Origin of the sequence: Planomonospora alba (assembly GCF_039534085.1) — a bacterium.
Classification (GTDB): Bacteria; Actinomycetota; Actinomycetes; order Streptosporangiales; family Streptosporangiaceae; genus Planomonospora_B; species Planomonospora_B alba.
In genome coordinates this window covers 26,469-47,863 of sequence record NZ_BAAAUT010000035.1, presented here as the reverse complement: position 1 = coordinate 47,863, position 21,395 = coordinate 26,469, and the positions used below count along the sequence as shown (strand labels likewise).

Genomic DNA, 21,395 nt, shown 5'->3' with positions numbered 1-21,395 from the left:
TGGGAACGGTTTTCATTCCGTCAACCGATGCCCGGCCGCGAAGCCGGGAGCGTCACCGCACCCGCGCCCGCAAAGGAGAACTCCGTGTCCACCCCTGTCGTCCTCGTCGCGGGCCTGCACGCCCGGGCCCGAACCGCCGCCGTCGACCGGCTGCTGCACGACCACCCCGGCGCCGTCGCGATCCACCACGACCTGCGCGAGGTGACCCGCGGCCGCGTCGAGCGCGTGGTGCGCGACCGCTCCGGCGTGCTCGACCTGGCCGAGGTGCGGCTCGCGCACGGCTGCGTCACCTGCACCGTGCGCGAGGACCTGCTGCCCGAGCTGATACGGCGTGCCGCGGCGGCCTCCCTGCTGGTCGTCGACCTGTGGGACGCGGTCGAGCCGCGCCCGGTGGCCGAGGCGGTCGACTGCGAGGAGGCCCACGGCGTGCTGCGCCTGACCGCGGTGCTGACCGCACTGCACGCCGCGCACATGCCGATCGACATCACCCGGGGTGACCGCCTGGCCGAGACGGGCCAGGTCGCGGCGGCAGGCGACCAGCGGTACCTGGCCGAGGTGCTGGCCCGGCAGATCGAGTACGCCACCGACCTGGTCCTGCACGGCGGAGACGCCGAGGACGCCGAACTGTCGCGCGCCGTGCTCGGCCACCTGGCTCCGCTCACCCCCGTCCACCGGGCCACCGAGCTGCCCGAGGTCCGCGGCGGCGCGGTGTGCACCGCCGAGCTGGCCGAGCGCGTCGATCCGGCCACCGCCCGGCTGCCCGTCGAGGCCCGCACCGACGAGATCACCACGGTGGTCTGGCACCGGCTGCGCCCGCTGCATCCGGCGCGCCTGTTCGAGGCCGTCGACGAGCTGGTCACCACCTCGGTCCGCTCCCGCGGCCGCTTCTGGCTGGCGAGTCGGCACGAGCGCATGCTGGCCTGGGACGCGGTCGCCGGGGTGGTCTCGGTGGAGGACGCCGGCCCGTGGCTGGCCGCCCTTCCGCAGGCGGCCTGGGAGATGGTCTCCCCGGCCCGCCGCGCGGCCGCCGCCCTGGAGTGGAACGAGGTGACGGGCGACCGCGTGCAGCACCTGGTCTTCACCGGTCCGGGCCTCGACCCCGACCGCGTCACCGCGCTGCTCGACTCCTGCCTGCTCACGCAGGAGGAGATGCTGGCCGGTTCCGACACCTGGGCCGGCTACGACGACCCGTTCGCAGGCGTCCTCGACCTGAAGGAGACCGCATGAAGCCCCGCCGTACCCCGCGCAAGAAGATCAACCCGTTGCACGGGGTGGACCGCATCGACTACAAGGACACCGACCTGCTGCGCCGGTTCATCTCCGATCGCGGCAAGATCCGCAGCCGCCGGGTCACCGGCGTCACCGGCCGGCAGCAGCGGCAGCTCGCCCGGGCGATCAAGAACGCCCGGGAGATGGCCCTGCTGCCCTACGCCTCCCGCCCCCGCGGCTGACACCGTCTCTCCCGCCTCCGCCGCCGTCCGCACAGGGGTGATCGATGGACCACCGGGACGCCCGCGACCTCCGGTCGCGGGGGATGATCGCGACCGGCAGCCGGTTGCTGGTGCTGCGCTGCCTGCGGGCGCGGCGGGAGCCCTGGAGTGCCGGGGAGATCCACGCCCACCTGCACTCCCGCGGCGACCGCGTCGGCCTGACGACCGTCTACCGCACGCTCGCCGCCCTGGCCCGGGCCGGTCTCGTGCACGCCTTCGAGCGAGGCGGCGAGACCGCCTACCGGATCTGCGGCGAGGACGAGCACTGCCATGTGGTGTGCCGTGCCTGCGGAGCGGTCACCGAGGCCGCGGCATCCGCTCTGGAGACCGTCCTGGCGGACGGTTTCCGGATCGAGGAGATCCACGGGACCTGCCCGGACTGCCTGGCGGGGTGAGCCATCGGCCCGGGCGCCGCACGTCCGGCGTGCCGGACCGGCGGTTCGGCGGTTCGGCGCGGCGGCGCCTCCTCGCCAGGGGCCTCCCTTGACGCTGCGCTCGAAGCGCATCGAAAATAGAAACCATTATCAAACTCAATTAGGACGGGCGAGTGACTGATCCCTACGAAAGGTCGGCCGAGTTCGTCGACGTCATGATGGCCCCGCACTGGGACGCCCTCGGCCCCGTGCTGGCGGAGGCGCTGCGGGCGTTCGGCCCCGGCCCGGTCGTCGATCTCGGCGCGGGCGGCGGGCTGGGCACCCTGGTGATCGCCGACGCGCTGCCGGACGCCGAGATCATCGCCATCGAGCCGTCTCCCGCGCTCCGGTCGGTGCTGACGGCCCGCATGTTCGAACGCCCCGGGCTGCGCGACCGGGTGACCGTGCTGCCCGACGGCCTGCTGCAGGCCGCGCTCCCGCCCAGGGTCGGGGGAGTGGTCGCGATGAACGTCATCGGCCATCTCACCCCCGCAGAGCGGCACCGGCTGTGGGAGCTGCCGGCGTCCGGCGGCCGGGTGGTGCTGAACCTGCAGCCTCCCGCCGAGCCTGTCGAGGTGCCGATGTCCCGCTTCGCCGGCCTGCGGCTGGGCCGGCACCGGTACGAGGGGTGGGGCAGGGCCGAGCCCGCGGGCCCTGACAGCGTCACCTGGCACATGGCCTACCGGGTCTACGAGGAGGAGCGGCTCGTCCGCGAGGTCGAGGCGGACTACGCCTGGCGGGTGCTCGGCGAGCGCGCGCTGCGCGAGGAGCTCGGCGGGCGCGGCCTGGGGCTGACCCCCGTCGGCCCGGGAGATCTCGGAATGTACGTCGTCGAGGAGGACACGCATGTATGAGGTGGTCGTGGCCGGCGGCGGCCCCGCCGGGTTGAGCGCGGCTCTGGTGCTCGGGCGGCAGCGCCGCAGGGTCCTGGTGGTCGACGCCGGTCGCCCGCGCAACGCGCCGGCCGCGGAGATGCACATGTACCTGGGACGCGACGGCGGCTCGCCGGCCCGGCTGCTGGCCGACGGCCGCGCCGAGCTTGCCGCCTATCCGACGGTGGAGTTCTGGCAGGGGCGCGCGAGCACGGCGGGCGGCCGGTCCGGTGCCTTCACCGTCGAGCTGGAGGACGGCAGGAGCGCGGAGGCCGCCCGGCTCGTGCTGGCGAGCGGCCAGGTGGACGTGCCGTTCGACATCCCGGGCCTGGCCGAGCGGTGGGGCAGGAGCGTCTTCCACTGCCCGTTCTGCCACGGCTACGAGACCGACGGCAAGGTCCTGGCGGTCATCGGCAACGGTTTCGAGGCGATGCTCGCCGCCTACGTGGCCGACCGGTACAGCACGGACGTCGTCCTGTGCACGCACGGACCCGGCGCCCTGCCCGAGCCGGTGGCCGCGGTGCTCAAGGCGGGGAACATACCGGTGATCGAGACACCCGTGGCCGCGATCGAAGGGGAGCTCGACGCGCTCACCCTCCGGTTCGCCGACGGCACGGTCCTGGAACGGCAGGCGGTCTACCACCGCGCGCCCACCCGTCCCAACAACGACCTGGCGGTCCAGCTCGGGTGCGAGCTGCTGCCCGACGGCTGCGTCAAGGTCGACGAGTACGGCCGGACCACTGTCGCGGGCGTCTATGCGGCCGGTGACCTCGCCCACCTCGAAGCCGTGCCGGAACCGGTGACCCTGGTGGGCCCGAGCGCGGCCGACGGGGTGCGCGCGGCGGTCTGGCTGGAGCAGGAGCTGTTCCGCGCCGGACTTCCGGTCGATCTCACCGCGGGGTGAGCCCCGGTGCGGCGGAGGCGCGGCCGCCGCGCCTCCGCCGCACCGGACGGGCTCAGATACCGGTGGCCACGAACAGATGCTGCGCCGGTGCCGCCAGCGGCGACTGCGCGCCCGGCAGTTCGAGCAGCACGCGGAACCCCGCCTCCGCCAGTTCGGCGGGCAGCTGCCTGCCCGTGAGGAAGACCCGGCCGGTGCCGCCGCGCCTGTCGCCGCTGCCGAGACCCGGCGAGCCTTCCCGGGGTGAGAGCAGGAACTGCATGGTCGCCAGCACCAGGTAGTGCTCCCGTACCGCCTCGGTCACGATCAGCAGCCCGCCGGGCGCCAGCAGCTCCCGGATCCACCGCAGCGACCGCCCGACGTTCCGGGCGCAGTGCAGGACGTTCGCCGCGAGTACCACGTCCGCACCGCCTCGCGGCGCGCCCTGTGCCACCAGATCGGCGTCGATGTCCAGGAGTCCGTAGCGGAGCCGGTCACCGAAGCGGTCCTGCGCGGCCATGGTGAAGAACCGGGACACGTCGGTGAACAGGTAGTCCGCCTCCGCCCCGGCCAGCCCGTGCAGAGCGGCGGCGGTGCTGCCTCCGGCCCCCGCGCCCAGCTCGACCACGCGCAGCGGTACCGCACGGGTCCGGGCGGCCTGCCGCAGCACGGATCCGAAGGCGGCGTTCAGGTAGGCGTTGCTCACGTTGTCGTGGTCCTTGCTCAGTGAGGTGAGCAGGTCCCCGTCGGGGAAGAGCAGCGCCTGGGCCGGGATCTCGTCGCGCAGCAGCTCCGGCAGCAGGGTGAGCGCCTCGCGGAAGAACGTCGTCATCTGAGCCGGATAGCCCAGCGTGGCGCACGCCTGCTCCAGGAGCGGGCCGGACGGGTCCAGCTCGGGGCGGTCCGCGACCTGCGGGAACCGGTAGCGCCCGTCCGGGTCACGCTCGGCACGCCCCTCGGCGTGCAGGACGTGCAACCACCTGCGCACGATCCATGCGTGCCGTGGCGCCACCCCCAGCCCGGCCAGGACCTCTTCGGCGGGATGCCGGCCGCCGAACGTCCCGGCCATCAGACGGCTCAGCGCCTGCAGCGCGATCTCGTCGAACGCGGCGACCGCGGCGGGGATCCCGTCCAGGGTGGTCGTGCCGTCGAGGGCGAGCATGCCGGCCCGGTCGGCGTTCGCGGAGTCCCGGGCGAGGGTGACGGCATCGTGGCCCGGCCCGCTCGGCAGCAGCGCGGTCATCTCGGCGGGCACCGGCAGTCCTGCTTTCCGCAGGGTACGGCGGGCCTCCTCCACCAGCCGGGTCCTGGCGAACGCGCCGAGCGGCTCGTGCGGGCGGCTCACGCCGGCCAGGGCGTCGAGCGGGGTCGCGGCCACCGCGGCGGGCGCGGCGACCTGGAGCAGGGTCGGATCGTCCGGATCGATCAGGACAGCGGCGTCATGGCCGGCGAGTGCGGCACGGAGTTCGGCTCCGGTGGTCGCGTGCCGGACCTCGGAGCCGAGCAGCAGCCGGTTGGGGATGCCGCGCACGCGGACGGGTCCGGTCAGCAGACCGGTGAGCCCGGCGAGCGGATCGGCGCCGAGGCGGTCCCACTCGTGCACGGCGGGCTCGGGCACGTCCGCGGGTTCGACGTGCAGGACGGCGTCGAACCTGTAGCGGGTCAGCTCGCTGTCGGCGGTCAGCGTCTTGGCGAACAGGCTCACCGTGACCCGCCTGCCCGAGCTCGCGGCGACGGCGGCCAGGGTGGCGGGGTCCAGCAGCAGTTCGGTGTCGGCCGCCGCGCGTCGCCGCGCGCGGGCGGTCAGCTCCGGTCCGGTGACTCCGGGATCGGCCACCTGTTCCAGCCACCGGCAGTGGGCGTCGAGCAGACCGGAGTGGCGGACGTCCCCGACGATCACCGTCCCTCCCGGCGTGACGAGCCGGATCGCGTCGTGCAGCACGGCTGCCAGGTACTCCACGGTGGGGAAGCACTGGGTCACCGAGTTGAGCAGCACGCAGTCCGGCCGCTCGCCGAGCGCCTCGCGCACGACCGGGCCGCTCGTCTCGTGGGCGGCGGCCCGTACCACGCGCACGCCGGGCAGGCCGAGGCCGGACAGCCGTTCGACGACGTGTTCGGCGATGTCGGTGCCGACGTAGCCGTCGAGGTGCGGGTGCAGGCGGTGCAGCAGCATGCCGGTACCGCAGCCCAGCTCCAGCAGACGGCGTGGCCGGGTGCGCAGGACGAGCTCTGTCGTGCGGTCCACCCATTCGGTCATGTGCTCGGCGGGCAGTGGGGCGCCGGTGTCGGTCGCCCGCCAGCCCGACAGGTCGAGCAGGGGATCCTGCGCGTCCTGACCGGAGCGGTAGGTCCAGTCGTAGACCTCGCCCCAGTGCTCCAGGTGTTCGGCCACGAGATCGCCCAGGACGGGCGGTCCCGCGGATCCACGCTGCACGGTCACGGCCCGGGGGCAGGCCGTGACGACGGTGCCGCCGCGGTCCACCCGGGTGATCCACGGGTGGGCGAGCAGCGTCTGCTCGATCTGTTCACTGGACATCGGTGGTCTTCCTCCGATCATCGATCATGGGGCGGTCGATCCGCAGGACGCGGTCGGCCCGGGCGGCCACCGTCTTGTCGTGGGTGACCGCCAGGACGGCCAGCGCCGTGTCACGGCGCAGCCCGTCGAGCAGGTCGAGCACCTGCTCGGCGGTCTCGGCGTCGAGGGCGGTGGTGATCTCGTCGGCCAGCAGCAGTACCGGACCGGCCGCCAGTGCCCTGGCCAGCGCGACCCGCTGCCGCTGTCCGCCGGACAGGGCCGCGGGGTAGCGGCGTGCCGTCTCGGCGGGCAGCCCCACGGCGGCCAGCAGGCGGTTCACCTCGGCGGTGACCGCCGCGCGGCCGAGTCCGCCGAGCAGGCGCAGGGGACGCCGTAACGCGGCCGCGACCGGGCGCGCCGGGTTGAGCGCGGCCAGCGGATCCTGCGCGACCAGGGCCAGCGCGCGCAGGGCGCGGGCGTTCCTGTCCCGCACCGGCCAGGGCAGGGGTTCGCCCAGCAGCACGGCGCTGCCCGCCCGTACCGGGTGGAGCCCGGCGAGGGCCCGCAGGAGCGTGCTCTTGCCGCACCCGGAGGGGCCGAGCACGGCGACGAACTCGCCGGGTGCGATCGTGACGTCGACCCCGCCGAGCAGCGGCGCGCCGTCCGGCCGGTCGAGGCTCAGGCCGCGCACCGTCAGCACCGCGCCGGCCGGCCGCATCCGGGCCGCGCCGCGCGGGGCGGCGGGGCGCGTCGCCGACCGGGTCGCGCCCAGCCGCACGACCCGGTCGAGCAGCCCGGCCACCACGGAGTCGTCGTGTGAGACGACCAGTGTCACCGAACGGCCCTCCGCCCGGCGGCGGCGTATCAGGGCGACGGCGGTCTCCAGCGCCGCGGGGTCGAGCGCACTGGTGGGTTCGTCGAGGACGAGCAGATCGGGATCCGCGGCGAGCGCCCTGGCCAGGGCGACCCGTTGCGCCTGGCCGCCGGAGAGCTGGTGCGGCAGGCGGCCCGCGAACTCCGCCGGATCCAGCCCGACCTCGGTGAGCGCCCGTTCGGCACACGCCGGCCGTCCGGCGCGGGGCGTCCCGGCCGCCCGCAGGGGTTCGAGCACGGCGGCCCGCGCGGTCAGCAGCGGATGCAGGGCGGAGGCGGGGTCCTGACCGAGGTAGCCGACGTGCCGGCGACGCCAGCGCCGCGTGGCGCGCAGCGGCGCGCCGTCCCATTCGACGCGGCCGGCGGCCCGCACCAGGCCGGGCGGGAGCTCGCCCAGGACGGCCCGCAGGAGCGTCGTCTTGCCCGCGCCGGAGGGGCCCACCAGGGCGAGCACCTCGCCGCGCGCGACGCTCAGGTCGACATCACCGATGACGGCGGCCCCGGTCCGGCCCGTGACGGTCAGCCCGCTCACGGTCAGCCCGCTCATGAGCGTCCCGCCAGAACATGGGAGAGCCCTGCCACGGCACCGGCCAGCAGAGCCAGCGCCGCGGCGGGGGCGAGCAGCGCGGCCGGATTGAGACCGGCTCCCGGCAGGTTCTCCCGGAGCATCGCCGCCCAGTCCGGCGCCGGTGGCGGTGGACCGAAACCGAGGACGTTCAGCGCGGCGGTCAGCTGCACGGCGAGCACCATCCGCTGGCCGAGATCAGCGCCGATCAATCCGGCGTGCGCGGGGAGCACCTCTCTGAACAGGACGGACAGTCCGCGCTCGCCTCTGGACAGCGCCGCTTCGACATAACCCGCATGCCGGGCCTGGGCGGTGGCGTCGGCCACCACCCGCAGGGTCAGCGGGGCACCACCGAGCACCGTCCCGGCGATGACCGCCGGCGGGCCGGGCAGCACCACCACCGCCAGCATCGCCACCAGGAGCAGGGGCAGCACCAGCAGCAGATCCGACAGCGCCACGGCCGCGCGGGCGGCGCGGCTCCGGCTCCACCCCGCCCACAGCCCGCCCGCCACTCCCAGAGCGCAGGCGGAACCGGCCGCGGCCAAGGAGACCAGGGCCAGATCGCGGCCGCCGGCCAGCACCCTGGCCAGGATGTCGCGGCCCAGAGCGTCGGCGCCCAGCGGCAGGCCGGGCCCCGGAGCCGCCCACGGCGCCGCCACGGTACGGATCGGGTCACGTCCCGCCAGCGCCTCCCCGCCCAGGACGATCGCCAGTACGGCGGTGGCGGCCACGGTCGCGAGCACAAGGGAGGCCCTCACCGGACCGCCCCGCTTCGGGGGTCAACGGCCCAGGCCACGGTGTCGGCGGCCATCAGACCCGCTCCGACCACGGCCGCCGCGAGCAGGGCGACGGCCTGCACCACGGGCAGGTCCCGGCCGCCGATCGCCGAGACCAGCAACTCGCCCAGCCCGGCCAGGCCGAAGAGCGTCTCCACCACCGCCGTCCCGGCGAGCAGCCCGCCCCCGACCACGGCGAGCAGCCGGGCGACGGCGGGCGCGACGACGGGAAGCACGTACCGCAGAGCGACGGTCGCCGCGGACATCCCCCGCAACTCGGCGTCCCGCACGAAGGGCCGGGCGACGGCGTCGGCCACCGCGCCGCCCAGCAGGGCGGCGCCGTAGGCGGCGGCGGGCAGGGCGAGGGTCAGCACCGGCAGCACCAGCAGGTCGGGGCGGCTCCACGCAGGCTCGCCGGCGGGGAGCAACGATACGGGGGGCAGGAGTTTCCACGCTGCGGAGAGCACCGCCACCAGGAGCGCCGCCAGCGCGACCTGGGGCAGCGCCGCCCCGGCCACGACGATCCCGGTTACCACCGGTCGCAGCGGCCGCGGCCCCCGCACAGCCGACCAGGCGAGCGCCACCATGAGCGGTACGGCGAGCGCCAGCGCGGCCGCGGCCAGCGTGAGGGTCACCGGGATCCGCCGGCCGATCAGCTCGGCGACCGGCCGGCCGGTGAGAAGCGAGTGCCCCGGCTCGCCGGACAGCATCCCGGCGAGCCAGCTCGCGTACCGTTCGGCGAGCGGCCGGTCCAGTCCTGCGGTGGCACGCAGCTGCGCCAGCTGCCCGGCCGTGGCCCGGCCGCCGCCCAGCACGACCGCGGCGTCCCCCGGCAGCGCCTCGGTGAGCAGGAAGATCACGACAGAGGAGGAGACCAGCAGCGCCCCGGCCCGTGCGATCAGCCGGGGGACGCCGCCGAGTCCCGTACGGTCAGCCGCCAAGAGCCACCTGGTCGATGAAGCCCGCCGAGAAACCGATCCCCTCGGGCATCCCCGTCAGACCGGGCCTGGCCAGGTCGAGCCTGTCGCTGAGCGCCCACACGGCGTATCCGCCCTCGTCGCGCAGCCGGGCCTGCAGCTCACCGAGCCGGGTGCGGCGCTCGGCCTCGTCCGCCTCGGCCAGGGCCGCCTCCAGGCCGGCGTGCCAGGTCTCGTCCTCCCAGGCCGTCTCGTTGGTCGGGGAACCGGGCTTCAGAGCGACCCGGACCACGTCGAGGAAGGGGATGCCGCCCAGGTAGCCGAGGTAGAACGGTTCCTTGCCCCACACCGTCGAGAAGTAGGTGTCCGCGGGGGCGAGCTTCACCTTCGCCCGGATCCCGATCTCACCCAGCTGCTGTGCGATCAGCGTCGCCGCGGAGTCCATGCCCGGGTAGGCGGTGGTGCTGTGGAGAGTGACGTCGACGCCTCCGGCGTACCCCGCCTCCGCCATCAGCTTCCTGGCGCGCTCGACGTCGCGGGGACGTTGCGGCAGCCCGGCGGGGCTGGTGGGGTCCTTGGGGGTGAGCAGGTCGTTGCCCACCTCGCCGAACCCGAGGAAGGTGACCTGCAGCAGCTGCTCGCGGTCGAGTGTCAGCCGTACCGCCTCCCGGACGCGCCGGTCGTCGAAGGGCTCGGTGTCGGTCCGCATGACCAGCGGGTAGAGGGTCGCTCCCGGCCTGCGGACCAGCTTCACCGAAGGGTTGCCGGCGTGCTGCCTCACCAGCGCGGCCGGTACCGCCGCGGCCAGATCCACCTGGCCGGACAGCAGCGCCTCACCTCGCGCCTGGGGGTCGGGGACCGCCCGGACCTCGATGCGGCGGCTCGGCGGCGTCGGCCCCCACCAGTCGTCGTTGCGCTCGAACACCGCCGCCTGCGCGTCGCCGCCGGCGGGGCGGAACGGCCCGGAGCCGGGGACGGGCCTGGTGAAATCGGTGCTGCCTTCGGGAACGACGAAGGTCGCGCCCTCCAGGGCCTTGCCGACCTCGGCGTAGGGCTTCCTGGTGACCAGCTCGAAGGTGGTGTCGCCGAGCACCTTGGAGGCGTCCAGGTCGAACATCTCCATCCGGCCGAAGTTCTCCGCGGCCTTCTCGCCCATCCTCCGCAGGGAGAACAGCGCGTCCGCCGCCGTGACGGCCCGGCCGTCGGAGAACTTCGCGTCGCCGCGGATCGTGATCTTCCAGCGGGTGAGGGACCTGTCGGGTTCCCAGGCGGTGGCGAGCCTGGGCAGCGTACGCCCGTCGGGCCCGGGGAGGGTCAGCACGTCGTAGGTGAGGGCCATCCGCACCAGGTCGCTCTCTCCCGGCAGCAGGCCGTGCGGGTCGCTCACGGCGGTGGAGGGGGAGCCGGGCGCGGCGTAGCGGACCGTGTCCGCAGCCGCGGCCGGCACGGCGGGCGGGGATGCGGCCGGCCGCGCCGCGGTCGTGTCCGTGCCGCCGGAGGAGCAGCCGGCCAGCAGCGCCGCAGCCGCGGCCGCCACGGTGATCCGGCGGAGGAGTCGGGGGAGCATGATTGCCTTTCTCAGGGGAGCACTCGGTCGAGCTCGTTGTTGATCAATCGGGCGATCCGCTGCAGAGCAGGTGGATGCAGCAGGCTGTAGTGGTGCGCGTCGACGCCGGTGACCTGGACGGGCCCGGCGAGGTAGCGGCTCCAGCCGAGGTCCGCCCGGCCCGGAGGGGTGTCGTCGACGCCCATCCCGATCCCCGAATTACGCGGGGAGGGCTTGTCCGCGCGGATGAGCAGGGTGCGCATCGCCGGGTCGGTCCCCCGGATCGGGGTGTGGGCGGCCAGCGCGCGCAGGTGCCTGGCGAACACCCGCAGGCGCGCCCCCAGCCCTTCACCCCGGCCCAGGAGCCGGTGCGCGCGCAGCCGCTCCTCGACGGCGGCCATACGGTGCTCCTCCGGCAGGGCGGCGAGCGTGTCACCGGCGTCCAGGTCGATGCCGAGGAACGCCTCCAGCGCGTGCACGTGCCGCAGCGCCACGGCGGACTCGACCTCCCCGGTGTCCCGTCCGGGCACCGGCCTGATGAGGGCGGGATCGTTGGAGTCGAGCATCACCAGGAGCGCGACCCGCTCACCGTCCTGGTGCAGCTGCCTGGCCATCTCCTGGGCGACCGAGCCGCCCATGGACCAGCCGCCCAGCAACCACGGCGTGCGGCCCGTGGTCCTGACGGCCCGGACGTACTGCCCGGCGATGGCCGGGATCGACTCGGGGCCTGCGGCCCCGCTCCCGGACAGCTCGGGATCGGCCACCGCCACGACGTCCACGCGCGGGTCGATGAGCTTGGACAGCTCCACGTAGCACAGCACGTCACCCCCCGACGGATGGGCGAGGAAGAGGGTGGGGCGAGCCGGGGGCCCCGGGTCCGTCCTCAGCGGGAGGAGGACGTCCTGGACCGCCGGCTCCGCGCCTCCGTCCGCGGGGGCGGTCCGGGCCGCGGCCCCCACCTGCTCACCGGTCCACGCGCGGGGGTCCGTGGCCAGTTCGCGCACCTGGGCCACGTGCTCCGCGATCACCGTCTCGAGCTCGTCCCCGGGGAGCACGCCCTCCAGCGCGTCCCACTGCAGCCGCAGCTCGCCGTCGTGTTCCAGCACCTGGTGGTCGAGCCACGTCTGCGGGGTCTGCGAGAGCGCGTACACCTGCTCGCCCGCCCATTCCAGCGCACCGGGCTCCTCCAGCAGGTCGTCCATGCCCAGGGCGCTGGTGAAGACCACCGGCACCGACCGCACCTCGCCGGTGCGGGCGCCCTGCTCGGCGAGCACGTCCAGGGCGGAGAACCCGCGGTGGTCCAGCTCCTCGAACAGCCGGGCCTGCGTGGCCGACGCCCGCTCGGCGAAACTCGCGGCCGGGACCGCGGGGACCTCGTGGAGCACCAGCGAGGTGAAGTCCCCGACCACCCGGTTGACGTGGGGGTGGATGGGCGGCCGGTCGAACAGGGTGAGCGTCAGGCTGAACCCGGCCGAGCCCGACCACCGGGTCAGCGCGTCGGCGTAGACGGTCAGCAGCACCGCCGTCGGCGTGACCCGGTGCTCGGCGGCCAGCTCCCGCAGGCCGGACCATTCCTCGCGGCTCAACCGCGCGGAACGGCGGACGAACCGCGGCCGGCCCTGCGGCGGCTCACCGGCCGGCAGCGCGGGCGGCCCGGGCAGGGTGGACGACCGGGCGCGCCAGTAATCCGCCGCGGCGCCGTCCGTCCGGCCGTCCATCGCGCGGACGCACTCGGCCGGGTGCACGTCGATCGGCGGCAGCTGCGCGTGCGGGTCCCGGTAGAGGGCGCGCAGCTCGGCCTCCACGATCCACCAGCTCGCCGCGTCGCAGACGAGCACGTCCACGCCGATGAACAACCGCACCTTCCCGCCCGGCAGCCGGGCCGCCTGGACCTGCACCAGCGGCCAGCGGTCCGGCGGCCCGGGCCGGGTGGAGAGGCGTTCGCGCAGCGCGGCCAGTTTGGCGGACCGGCGCTCCTGGGACGCCTCCACCAGGTCGTGCACGCGGATCCGGTAACGCGGCAGGTCGTCGAGGACCCGGAAGCGCCCTTCTGGAGTGGTCACCGCGCGGAGCATCGGATGACGGGAGATCACCTTGTTCCAGGCGTCCTCGTAGCGGGCCAGGTCGAGCCCCGGGCAGTCGTACTCCAGGTAGAAGTGGCACGGCACCTCGCCCCACCGGTAGCCGCCGCCCCGGCCGACCCAGTAGGCGTGCTGCACGCGGGTCATGGCGAAGGTGCCGTCACCGCCGGGCTCCACGACCGGCCGGTACGGCATGCCCGCACCGGGTCCGGCTCCGGCCGCCGCGCGCCCGCCCCTCGTCTCCACGAGCTCGGCCAGCCCCGCGACGGTCGGGGCGTGCAGCAGATCCCGCAGCCCCAGTTCCACGCCGTACCTGTCGCGCAGCACGCCGAGCATGCGCACCGCCAGCAGCGAGTGGCCGCCGAGCGCGAAGAAGTCGGCGTCCACGTCGCCGACCTCGGCGCCGAAGAGGTCGGACCAGAGCGCGGCGATCGCCTCCTCCACCGCGCTCGCGGGCTCGGCGCCCCCACCGGCGGCGGGTTTCCTCGGCCGCCCGCTCGCGGCGACCCGCGCATTCAGGTCGGTCGCCGCGACGGCCACGGCTGACGGCAGCACACCACGGGCCCCCGCCTCCAGCAGCCGGTCCAGCGCACGGGTGCCGGTGACGGCGTCCAGGGCTCCGGCGAGCACCACGGTCTCCTCACCGGCGCGCCAGCCGTCCCAGACCGCGCTGCACCACGTACTCGGGGCCGCACCCGGGGTCATCGAAGCGCCGAAGGCGTCCATCGCCGCGTTGGCGGCGGCGTACGCGCCCATGCCGACCCCGCCCACCATGGTGGTCACCGACGACATGAGCACCACCGTGCGCGGACGGCGATCCTCGGGCAGCGCCTCGACCGCCGCGCGGAGAGCCAGCGCACCCCCCAGCTTGGCCCGCACCTGGCCGGCGGTCCGCTCGGGGTCGAGCGCGCGCACCGGGTCCAGTTCGGCGCCCGCCACGACACCGGCCGCGTGCACGACGAGCTCCACCGGCCCGTCCTGCGACAGCTCCCGCAGCAGCTCGGCGGTGGCGCCGGGGTCGGTGGCGTCGCAGCGGCGGACCTCCACGCCCGCCTCCGCGAGCGCGGCGCCGGCTCTGGCGCCGGTGCGCGAGGTGACGACGACCCGGTGCCCGCGCCCGGCGAGGTGCTCGGCGAACAACCGCCCGACCGCGCCGAGTCCACCGGTGATCAACACTGTGCCGGTCCCCGGCCCGCTGCCGGTCCCGTGGCCGTTCTCCGCGGGCCGCCAGGAGACCAGCCGGCGCTGCCACCGCGTCCCGCCGCGCAGGGCGGACTCCGTGCCCGCGCCGTCCCCGGCGGTGAGCGCGGCGAGTTCGCGCAGCACCGAGGACGCCTCCGCGGCGGGAGCGCAGGGCGCACCGAGGTCGACGGCGGCCCACCGCAGGCCGGGGTGCTCCTGGCCGAGCACCCGCGGCAGGGTCCGGAGCGCGGCCTGCCGCGGGTCGGGAGCCGGGTCGCCGCCCACCCGCTCGCCACGGCGGGTCACCAGGAGCACGGCGGGTTCGGTGCTCCCGGCCAGCGCGGCGGCGTGGGCGCCGAACTCCAGGATCCCGTCGACGACCGCGTCGACGGGATCCGCGCCGGGGGAGCGGTCCGTGCCGGGCGGCTCGGCCGCGACGATCACCAGTCCGGCGAGCGGCGCCTCCTCCCGGTCGTCCGCGGCCAGCGCCGTGCGGATCGCGTCCGGCAGCTCGCCCCTTCCCGTCACGAGCCAGCGGCCGGCGGGCACGTGACCGGGTTCGAGGGGCGGTACCTGCCGCCACACGGGAAGCTGCAGCGGCTGATCGGCGTCGGCGCCGGGCCCCGCGTCCGGCTCGGCCGGTTCCCGCGGGTCGATCCAGAGCCGCCGCCGCTGGAAGGCGTAGCCGGGTGCCGCCACCCGCCGCCGTCCCGCACCGGCGGGCGCCGCCGGGTCCACCGGCACACCGTGCGACCACAGTACGCCGAGCGCCTGCCGTACGGTGACCGACTCGGGCTCGCCGGCGGCCAGAGCGGTCACCGCGGCCCGGAGTCCGGGGAGGGCGTGCTTCCTGGCCAGCGTGGACAGCGCCGTGCCCGGCCCCACCTCGACGAGCAGCGCGGGATCCTCGCCGAGCGCGGCGCGCAGCGCGTCGGAGTAGCGCACCGGGCTGCGCAGCTGCCGCACCCAGTGCCCCGGGTCGGCCAGCTCGGCGCCGATCGGGCCGCCGGTGACCGTGCTGAAGACGGGAAGCCGCGGCACGCCGCCGGTCATGCCCGCCAGCGCGGCGCGGAGGGCGGGAAGCTCCGGCTCCATCAGCCGCGAGTGCATCGCGGCGTCCACGTGCAACGGCACGCCTCCGCCCGGCAGGTCGGCCGCGAAGGCTGCGACCGCCCGCGCCGGTCCCGACACCACGCAGGCCGCGGGGGCGTTCACCGCGGCGAGATCGACATCGGGGTGGCGGCGCAGCAGCGCGCGCACCGCCTCCTCGCCGAGGGGGACGGCGAGCATGGCCCCGCCGCCGGCGGCGCGGGCGGCGGCGGTGCAGCGCGCCGCGACCAGCCGCGCGGCCTCCGGCAGCGGCAGCGCCTCGCTCACGGCGGCGGCGGTGCACTCGCCGAGGCTGTGCCCGACCAGTGCCTGGGGCCGCACGCCCCATGAGGTGAGCAGGCGGGACAGCGCGAAGGAGACGGCGAACAGCGCGGGCAGCCCGAAGGCCACGTCGCGCACCCGCTCCGGGGGCAGCGCCGGGTCGAGGGCGTCGCGGACGTCGGTGCCGAGCAGGGGGTACAGGAGGTCGGCGCACTCGTCGAAGGCCGCGGCGAACACCGGCTCGTCCCGGTGGAGGCCGGCTCCCATCCCCGGGTAGGGGCTGCCCGCCCCGGGGAAGGCCAGCACCACTCGCGGTGCGGGCGCCAGAGCCTGGACCGGGGCGGTGTCGGCCAGCCGTTCCGGCCCCACGGCTGCGATGCGGTAGGGCAGCTCGGTCCGTCCGGCGGCCAGGGTGTAGGCGAGATCGGCGGCTTCACCGGGGGCCCCGGCGCCGGTGACGGCGGCGGCGCCCGCGGACGCCGCCTGCGGGGTGGCGGCCGAGACGACCAGGAGCTGTGGACGTGCGTCGGCGGAGGTCTCCGGACGGCCGGGTGCGGGGCCGAGGACGGCGTGGCAGTTGGTGCCGCCGATGCCGAAGGAGCTGACACCGGCGTAGGGCGGCGTGTCCCACTCCCTCGTCTCCGTGATCACCTCGAACGGCGAGCCCGTCAGGCCGAGGTGGGGGTTGAGCGGATGGGCGTTCAGGGAGGCGGGCAGCGTCCGGTGGTGCACGGCCAGGACCGCCTTGATGAACGAGGCGATGCCCGCCGCGGTGTTGGCGTGACCGATGTTGCCCTTCACCGAGCCCAGGCCGCACCAGGCGGGACCGGTCCGGCCGAACACCCGGCGCAGTGCGGTCACCTCGATGGGGTCCCCGAGCCTGGTCGCCGTGCCGTGCGCCTCCACCAGGCCGACCTCGCGCGGGGTGACACCGGCGACGGCCAGCGCCTCGGCCAGCACCTTGACCTGGCCGCCGACCGAGGGCGCGGTGAACCCGGCCTTGTCGGCGCCGTCGTTGTTCACCGCCGAGCCGTGCAGGAGGGCCAGGATCGGGTCGCGGTCGGCCAGGGCGTCCGACAGGCGGCGCAGCACGACCACGCCGACACCCTGGGTGTAGACGATCCCGGTGCCCCGCTCGCTGAACGGGCGGACCGCGCCGTCGGCGGAGAACATGCCGTCGGGCACGTGGAGGTAGCCGCGGCCCTGCGGCACGATCAGCGAGACGCCGCCGGCCAGGGCCGTGTCGCATTCCCCTGCGAGCAGGGACTGGGCGGCCAGGTGCACGGCCACGAGCGAAGTCGAGCAGGTCGAGGCCACCGCGACCGCGGGCCCGGTGAGATCGAGCCGGTAGGCGGTCTGGAGCGGCAGGTAGTCGGCCTGGGTGGCCATCGCGGTCTGGAAGCTGCCGAGCGGGTCGGCGCCGCCGCCGGTCGGGTCCCAGCGCCCGGCGAGGTTGCCGGCGAGGTAGGCGCTCTGGGCCGCTCCGGCGAACACGCCGACCGCGCCGGCGTCGCGACCGCCCCCGTGCCCGGCGTGCTCCAGGGCGTGCCAGGCGCACTCCAGGAACAGCCGGTGCTGCGGGTCGAGCAGGGCGGCCTCGGCGTCGGTGAATCCGAAGGGCGCCGGGTCGAAGTCGGCCTGGCCCTCGATCAGGCCTCCGACGGGGACGAAGCGGGGGTGGCCGCGCATCCCGGCGGGCACACCCCGGCTGGTCAGCTCCTCGTCGGTGAACCTGGTCAGGCCTTCGCGGCCGTCGCGCAGCAGTTCCCAGTAGGCGCCGGCGTCGGCCGCACCGGGGAAGCGGCAGGCCAGGCCGACGACGGCGATCGGTTCCGCGGCCTCCTGGCCCGGCCGTACCGGGTCCTGCGGGGTCTGCGGGCTCATCGTGCGAGCTCCGTGGCTCGGGCACGGGCCGCTCTGCGGGACGCGGCCCGGCCGGGGGATCCGCCGGCCGGTGCGGGGGCCGTGTCCGCGACGGGAGGGGAGGCCGCGGCCGGTCGCCGCGTCCCGCCTTCCCGGTGGGCCGTGATGAACGCGGCCAGCTCGCGGACGGTGGGGTGGGCGAACAGGTCCACCACGGTGAGATCGGCCTCCAGTTCGGCGTGGAGTCTGCGGTGGGCGAGCACGAGGGTCAGCGACGAGGCGCCGAGCCGGAAGAAGGGGGTCGTCACGTCCACCGGCGCGTTGAGAAGCTCGCTGAACACCCGGGCCACCGCGCGTTCCACCTGCGGGTCCGGTCCCGCCTCGGCCTCGGGTACGGACGCGGGCACGGCGACCGCTCCGCCTGCGGAGGGGCGGCGGGAGAGACCGGGCGGGGGGGTGCCGGGCGTGGGCACGGCGCCGCCCGCCCGCTCGCCGGGGTCACCGGTCGTCCCGGCCGCCACGGCGAGTTCGATCAGGCCGTCGGCGGGAAGGCGCTCGGTCACGGTGAGGCCGTGCGAGGCCAGCGACTCCTTGACCCGCCGCGCCCAGTCCCCCGCCGCCGTCAGCGAATCGCTCACCGGCAGCGTCCCGCGGGACACGGTCAGGCGGACTTCCAGCCCGGGGGCGTCGAGCAGGCCGATGAGTCCCGCATCGGAGGCGGCGGGCGTGCAGCCGCCGTGCGCGGGGACCGGCGGGGGAGCCGGAGCCGTCTCCGGGATCCGCGCGGTGTCCGGGGCGGGCTCCGCCGCGCGCCGGTACGGGTTGGGCAGCGCCGCATAGTCGATCTTGCCGTTGGCGGTGATCGGGAACGCGTCCATCACCAGGAACCGGTTCGGCACCATGAACGACGGCAGGTTCGCCCGCAGCGCCTCGATCAGCGTGTCGTCCGCCGGCGGGGAACCCGGATCGGCGGGCACGTAGTAGCACACCAGCCGGGGACGGTCGTCGGGTCCGGGCACCGCGCGCGCCACGGCCTGCCGCACCGCCGGCAGCCGGTCCAGCGTGGACTCGATCTCGCCGAGTTCGATGCGGTGGCCGCGGATCTTGACCTGGCGGTCCAGCCGGCCGAGGAACTCGATCGTCCCGTCATACCTCCACCGGCCGAGGTCTCCGGTCCGGTAGAGCCTGCGCCCGAGCACCGGATGCGTGATGAACCGCTCCGCGGTCTGCACGGGGTCGCCCACGTACCCGCGGGCGAGGCCGTCGCCGCCGATGTGCAGCTCCCCGGGGACGCCGACCGGGCACGGCCGCCCCTGCGGGTCGAGGATCTGGAAGGACTGCCCGCGCAGCGCCCTGCCGTACGGGATGCTCGGCCAGGCCGGGTCCACCTCGCCGACGGGGTGGCAGATGGACCAGATGGAGGCCTCGGTCGCGCCGCCGAGGCTCACCACCTCGGCGTGGGGCGCCAGGGCGCGCAGCCGGTCGGGCAGGGTGACCGGGATCCAGTCGGCGGACAGGAACACCAGGCGCAACGTCGACAGCGCGCGCCGGACCGCCTCCGGTTCCAGCTCGGCGTATTCGACCAGCATCTCCAGGAGCGCCGGCGCGGTGTTCCACACCGTGACCCGGTGCCGGGCCATCAACTCCAGCCAGTGGCCGGGGTCGCGCTGGCGGTGGGCGTCGGGCAGGACGACGGCGCCTCCCTCGCCGAGCACCGAGAAGATGTCGTACACCGACAGGTCGAAGCTGAAGGCCGACAGCGCGAGCACCCGGTCGTCGTGGGAGAGCGGGAAGCGCAGGGCGAGGTCGTCGAGGGTGGTGCGGGCGGCTCGATGCTCGATCGCGACGCCCTTGGGCCTCCCCGTGGAGCCCGAGGTGAAGATCACGTAGGCGAGCTCGTCCGGTGAGGGGCGGCGCGGCTCGGCCTCCACGGGGAGCGTGAGGGTGCCGTCGGCGTCCAGCCGGTGCACGGTCACGTCCTCGGGCCAGACCGAGGTGTCGGTGCCGGCGGCGGCGAGCGCGTGCCGTACCCCGGCCTGCCGGCACAGGGCGGCGACGCGCGCCTGGGGCCAGGACGGCTCCACGGGCACGTATCCGGCGCCGCCGGCGAGCACTCCGAGAAGGGCGGTGACCTGGGCGATCCCCTTGTCGGCCGCCACGGCCACCAGGTCGCCGGGGCCGAGGCCGGCTCCGGCGAGCGCACGACCGGTGCGGGCGGCGCGTTCGGCGAGAGTGCCGGCGTCCACCCGGGTCGTCGCGTCGATCAGCGCGGGGGAGGAGGGGGCGCGTACGGCGGAGGCACGCAGCGGGTCGTCCAGCAGCGGGCCCGCCTCACCGAACGCGCCACCGGGCAGGCATTCGTCCTGGACGAAGGACGGGTCCCAGCCCAGTGAGGGGTCGGTCCACGCGTCGGGATCGGTGGCCAGCGACCGCAGCAGCCGGACGTGGGCGGTGAGCATTCCGTCCACGAAACCGTCGGGAAGCGCTCCGTCCACGGCGTCCCAGGCGATCCGCAGCCTGCCGCCCTCCTCGCGGACGATGTGGTCGAGCAGGACCTGCGGGGTCTGGGAGACGCCGAACACCTCCGTGCCGAGCCAGGCCGTGGGGGCCTCGTCCTGGTCGGTGAGTCCGATCCCGCTGGTGAAGACGACGGGGTGGGCGGGGACGGGCAGGCCGGTGGCCGGGTCGACGCTCCGTTCGCGCCGCCCTGACTCGGTGGCGGCGCGCAGTGCCTCCATGCCCGAGACCGCACGGTGGTCCATGTCCGCCCAGAACCGGCGGTTGACCGCGGCGGCGTAGCTCGCGAAGCCGTGCCGGCCGCCGGGGTCGGCGACGGGGATCTCCACCAGCACGGTGCTGGTGAAGTCGCCGACGACGGCGTCGAGCCCGGGGGTGTCGTCACCGGTCGCGAAGTCGTCGCGGTCGAAGAGCGTGGTGTTCAGGCAGAAGGGCTCGTGGCCGCTCCACCGCTGGATCACGAGGCCGAACGCGGCCAGCAGCAGGCCGGTGGGGCTCAGGCCGTGCGAGGCGGCCTGCTTGCGGAGCCGGGCCCACTGCTCGGCGTCGATCTCGGCTTCGTGCCGGGTGAAGTGCGGCACGCCCAGCTCCGCCGGCCCGCGGGTCCACGGCAGCTTCGGCCCGTCGGGCAGCGAGGGGGCGCGGCGCTCCCAGTACGCGGCGGCCGTCGCACGCCGCCGCTGGTGCGCCGGATCGTCGAGGCGGCGCCGGACGAGGTCGGCGAAGGTCAGCGGCGGGGAGGGCGGCTCCAGCCCGGGGTCGGCGACGAAGGCGCCCCATTCCCGCATCAGCCGCATCCAGCTCATCAGGTCCAGGGCGAGCACGTCGACGCCGACGAACAGGCGGGTGCGCCCGTCCGGCAGCAGCGCGGCCCGCAGGTCGAACAGCGGCCACCGGTCGGTGGGCCGCAGCTGGTGCGAGCACTCGGCCCGCAGCGCGCACAGCGCCTCCTCCACCGCCTCGGGCGCGGCGGGCCGCAGGTCGGTGGTGGCGATGGCGTAGTCGGGCACCTCGGCGAGCACACGCTGCCGAGCGTCGGGCCCGATGACCATGCGGAGCATCGGGTGCCTGCGCACCAGCCGGTTCCAGGCGCCGGTGAGCCCGGCCAGATCGGCTTCGGGATCACCGGCGGGAGTCCGGTCGAACTCCTGGTAGTAGAAGGTGGCGACACCGCCGAGCGGGAATGCGGGGTCGCGGCCCACCAGGTAGGCGGCCTGGATGGGGGTGAGGGGGAACGCGCCGGTGTCCGGAATCGCGCCGGCCGCGATGGTGCGCGCGGTGGCCGAGTCGAGGAACGCGGTCAGTGGGAGATCCAGTCCGACGTCCTCGCGGAGCCGGCGGCGCAGCCGCACGGCGGTGAAGGATTCCAGGCCGAGCGCGATGAGGTCGGCGTCCGGATCGATCTCCTCCGGCCTGCGTTCCAGCACGTCAGCCAGGCAGGCGAGCACGTCGTCGAGGGGTACGGGCTGGCTTTCACCCAACGCTGAGTCCTTCCCGATTGCGAAAACGGTTTTCATTCTTACCGCCACACGGG

The 21,395-nt window shown here is 75.3% G+C and carries 12 protein-coding genes; 5 read left to right on the top strand and 7 right to left on the bottom strand.

Features of this window, described 5'->3' with window-relative positions; translation table 11 throughout:
* Positions 1–84: 84 nt before the first annotated feature.
* The 5 genes from ABD823_RS21265 (at position 85) to ABD823_RS21245 (ending at position 3,679) form a co-directional block, all read left to right on the top strand.
* Complete coding sequence (locus ABD823_RS21265) at positions 85–1,227, top strand: CobW family GTP-binding protein (RefSeq protein ID WP_344862273.1); 1,143 nt, start codon at positions 85–87, stop codon at positions 1,225–1,227.
* Positions 1,224–1,451 carry a 30S ribosomal protein S18 gene (rpsR, locus tag ABD823_RS21260; RefSeq protein ID WP_344862271.1) on the top strand — a complete coding sequence of 76 codons (228 nt, stop codon included), beginning with the start codon at positions 1,224–1,226 and terminating at the stop codon, positions 1,449–1,451. The genes ABD823_RS21265 and rpsR overlap by 4 nt, the downstream gene beginning before the upstream one ends.
* 44 nt (positions 1,452–1,495) lie before the next feature.
* Positions 1,496–1,885 carry a Fur family transcriptional regulator gene (locus ABD823_RS21255; RefSeq protein ID WP_344862269.1) on the top strand — a complete coding sequence of 130 codons (390 nt, stop codon included), beginning with the start codon at positions 1,496–1,498 and terminating at the stop codon, positions 1,883–1,885.
* A 152-nt stretch (positions 1,886–2,037) separates the two neighbouring features.
* Positions 2,038–2,757 (top strand): class I SAM-dependent methyltransferase, encoded by a 720-nt coding sequence (locus ABD823_RS21250; RefSeq protein ID WP_344862267.1) that lies wholly within the window; start codon positions 2,038–2,040, stop codon positions 2,755–2,757.
* Positions 2,750–3,679, top strand: a complete 930-nt coding sequence (locus tag ABD823_RS21245) for an NAD(P)/FAD-dependent oxidoreductase (RefSeq protein WP_344862265.1) — start codon at positions 2,750–2,752, stop codon at positions 3,677–3,679. Before ABD823_RS21250 ends, ABD823_RS21245 begins: the two co-directional genes overlap by 8 nt.
* Positions 3,680–3,731: 52 nt before the next feature.
* On the opposite strand, the gene ABD823_RS21240 is transcribed toward ABD823_RS21245, so the two are convergent.
* Genes ABD823_RS21240 through ABD823_RS21210 form a run of 7 tightly spaced genes read right to left on the bottom strand, consistent with a single transcriptional unit; the run spans position 3,732 to position 21,342 of the window.
* Entirely contained in the window at positions 3,732–6,191 is a 2,460-nt protein-coding gene (locus tag ABD823_RS21240) for a methyltransferase (protein ID WP_344862263.1), read from the bottom strand.
* Positions 6,181–7,590 carry an ABC transporter ATP-binding protein gene (locus ABD823_RS21235; RefSeq protein ID WP_344862261.1) on the bottom strand — a complete coding sequence of 470 codons (1,410 nt, stop codon included), beginning with the start codon at positions 7,588–7,590 and terminating at the stop codon, positions 6,181–6,183. Before ABD823_RS21235 ends, ABD823_RS21240 begins: the two co-directional genes overlap by 11 nt.
* A complete protein-coding gene (locus ABD823_RS21230; protein WP_344862259.1) occupies positions 7,587–8,366 on the bottom strand; it encodes an ABC transporter permease subunit in 780 nt (259 codons plus the stop codon). Before ABD823_RS21230 ends, ABD823_RS21235 begins: the two co-directional genes overlap by 4 nt.
* The gene (locus tag ABD823_RS21225) at positions 8,363–9,325 is read right to left on the bottom strand and encodes an ABC transporter permease (RefSeq protein WP_344862257.1); all 963 of its coding nucleotides are present in this window, start codon (positions 9,323–9,325) and stop codon (positions 8,363–8,365) included. The genes ABD823_RS21230 and ABD823_RS21225 overlap by 4 nt, the downstream gene beginning before the upstream one ends.
* Positions 9,315–10,868, bottom strand: coding sequence for an ABC transporter substrate-binding protein (locus tag ABD823_RS21220; RefSeq protein ID WP_344862255.1), 1,554 nt, complete (start codon positions 10,866–10,868; stop codon positions 9,315–9,317). Before ABD823_RS21220 ends, ABD823_RS21225 begins: the two co-directional genes overlap by 11 nt.
* An 11-nt stretch (positions 10,869–10,879) precedes the next feature.
* Positions 10,880–17,365 carry an SDR family NAD(P)-dependent oxidoreductase gene (locus ABD823_RS21215; protein ID WP_344862253.1) on the bottom strand — a complete coding sequence of 2,162 codons (6,486 nt, stop codon included), beginning with the start codon at positions 17,363–17,365 and terminating at the stop codon, positions 10,880–10,882.
* The gene (locus tag ABD823_RS21210; protein ID WP_344862251.1) at positions 17,362–21,342 is read right to left on the bottom strand and encodes a non-ribosomal peptide synthetase; all 3,981 of its coding nucleotides are present in this window, start codon (positions 21,340–21,342) and stop codon (positions 17,362–17,364) included. The genes ABD823_RS21215 and ABD823_RS21210 overlap by 4 nt, the downstream gene beginning before the upstream one ends.
* Between the last annotated feature and the right edge of the window lie 53 nt (positions 21,343–21,395).

What these genes read in the sequence shown, in the direction of transcription:
- ABD823_RS21220 (WP_344862255.1), bottom strand. Translation starts at nt 10,868, where the DNA reads ATGCTCCCCCGACTCCTCCGCCGGATCACCGTGGCGGCCGCGGCTGCG.
- ABD823_RS21215 (WP_344862253.1), bottom strand. Translation starts at nt 17,365, where the DNA reads ATGAGCCCGCAGACCCCGCAGGACCCGGTACGGCCGGGCCAGGAGGCC.
- ABD823_RS21235 (WP_344862261.1), bottom strand. Translation starts at nt 7,590, where the DNA reads ATGAGCGGGCTGACCGTGAGCGGGCTGACCGTCACGGGCCGGACCGGG.
- rpsR (WP_344862271.1), top strand. Translation starts at nt 1,224, where the DNA reads ATGAAGCCCCGCCGTACCCCGCGCAAGAAGATCAACCCGTTGCACGGG.
- ABD823_RS21255 (WP_344862269.1), top strand. Translation starts at nt 1,496, where the DNA reads ATGGACCACCGGGACGCCCGCGACCTCCGGTCGCGGGGGATGATCGCG.
- ABD823_RS21245 (WP_344862265.1), top strand. Translation starts at nt 2,750, where the DNA reads ATGTATGAGGTGGTCGTGGCCGGCGGCGGCCCCGCCGGGTTGAGCGCG.
- ABD823_RS21240 (WP_344862263.1), bottom strand. Translation starts at nt 6,191, where the DNA reads ATGTCCAGTGAACAGATCGAGCAGACGCTGCTCGCCCACCCGTGGATC.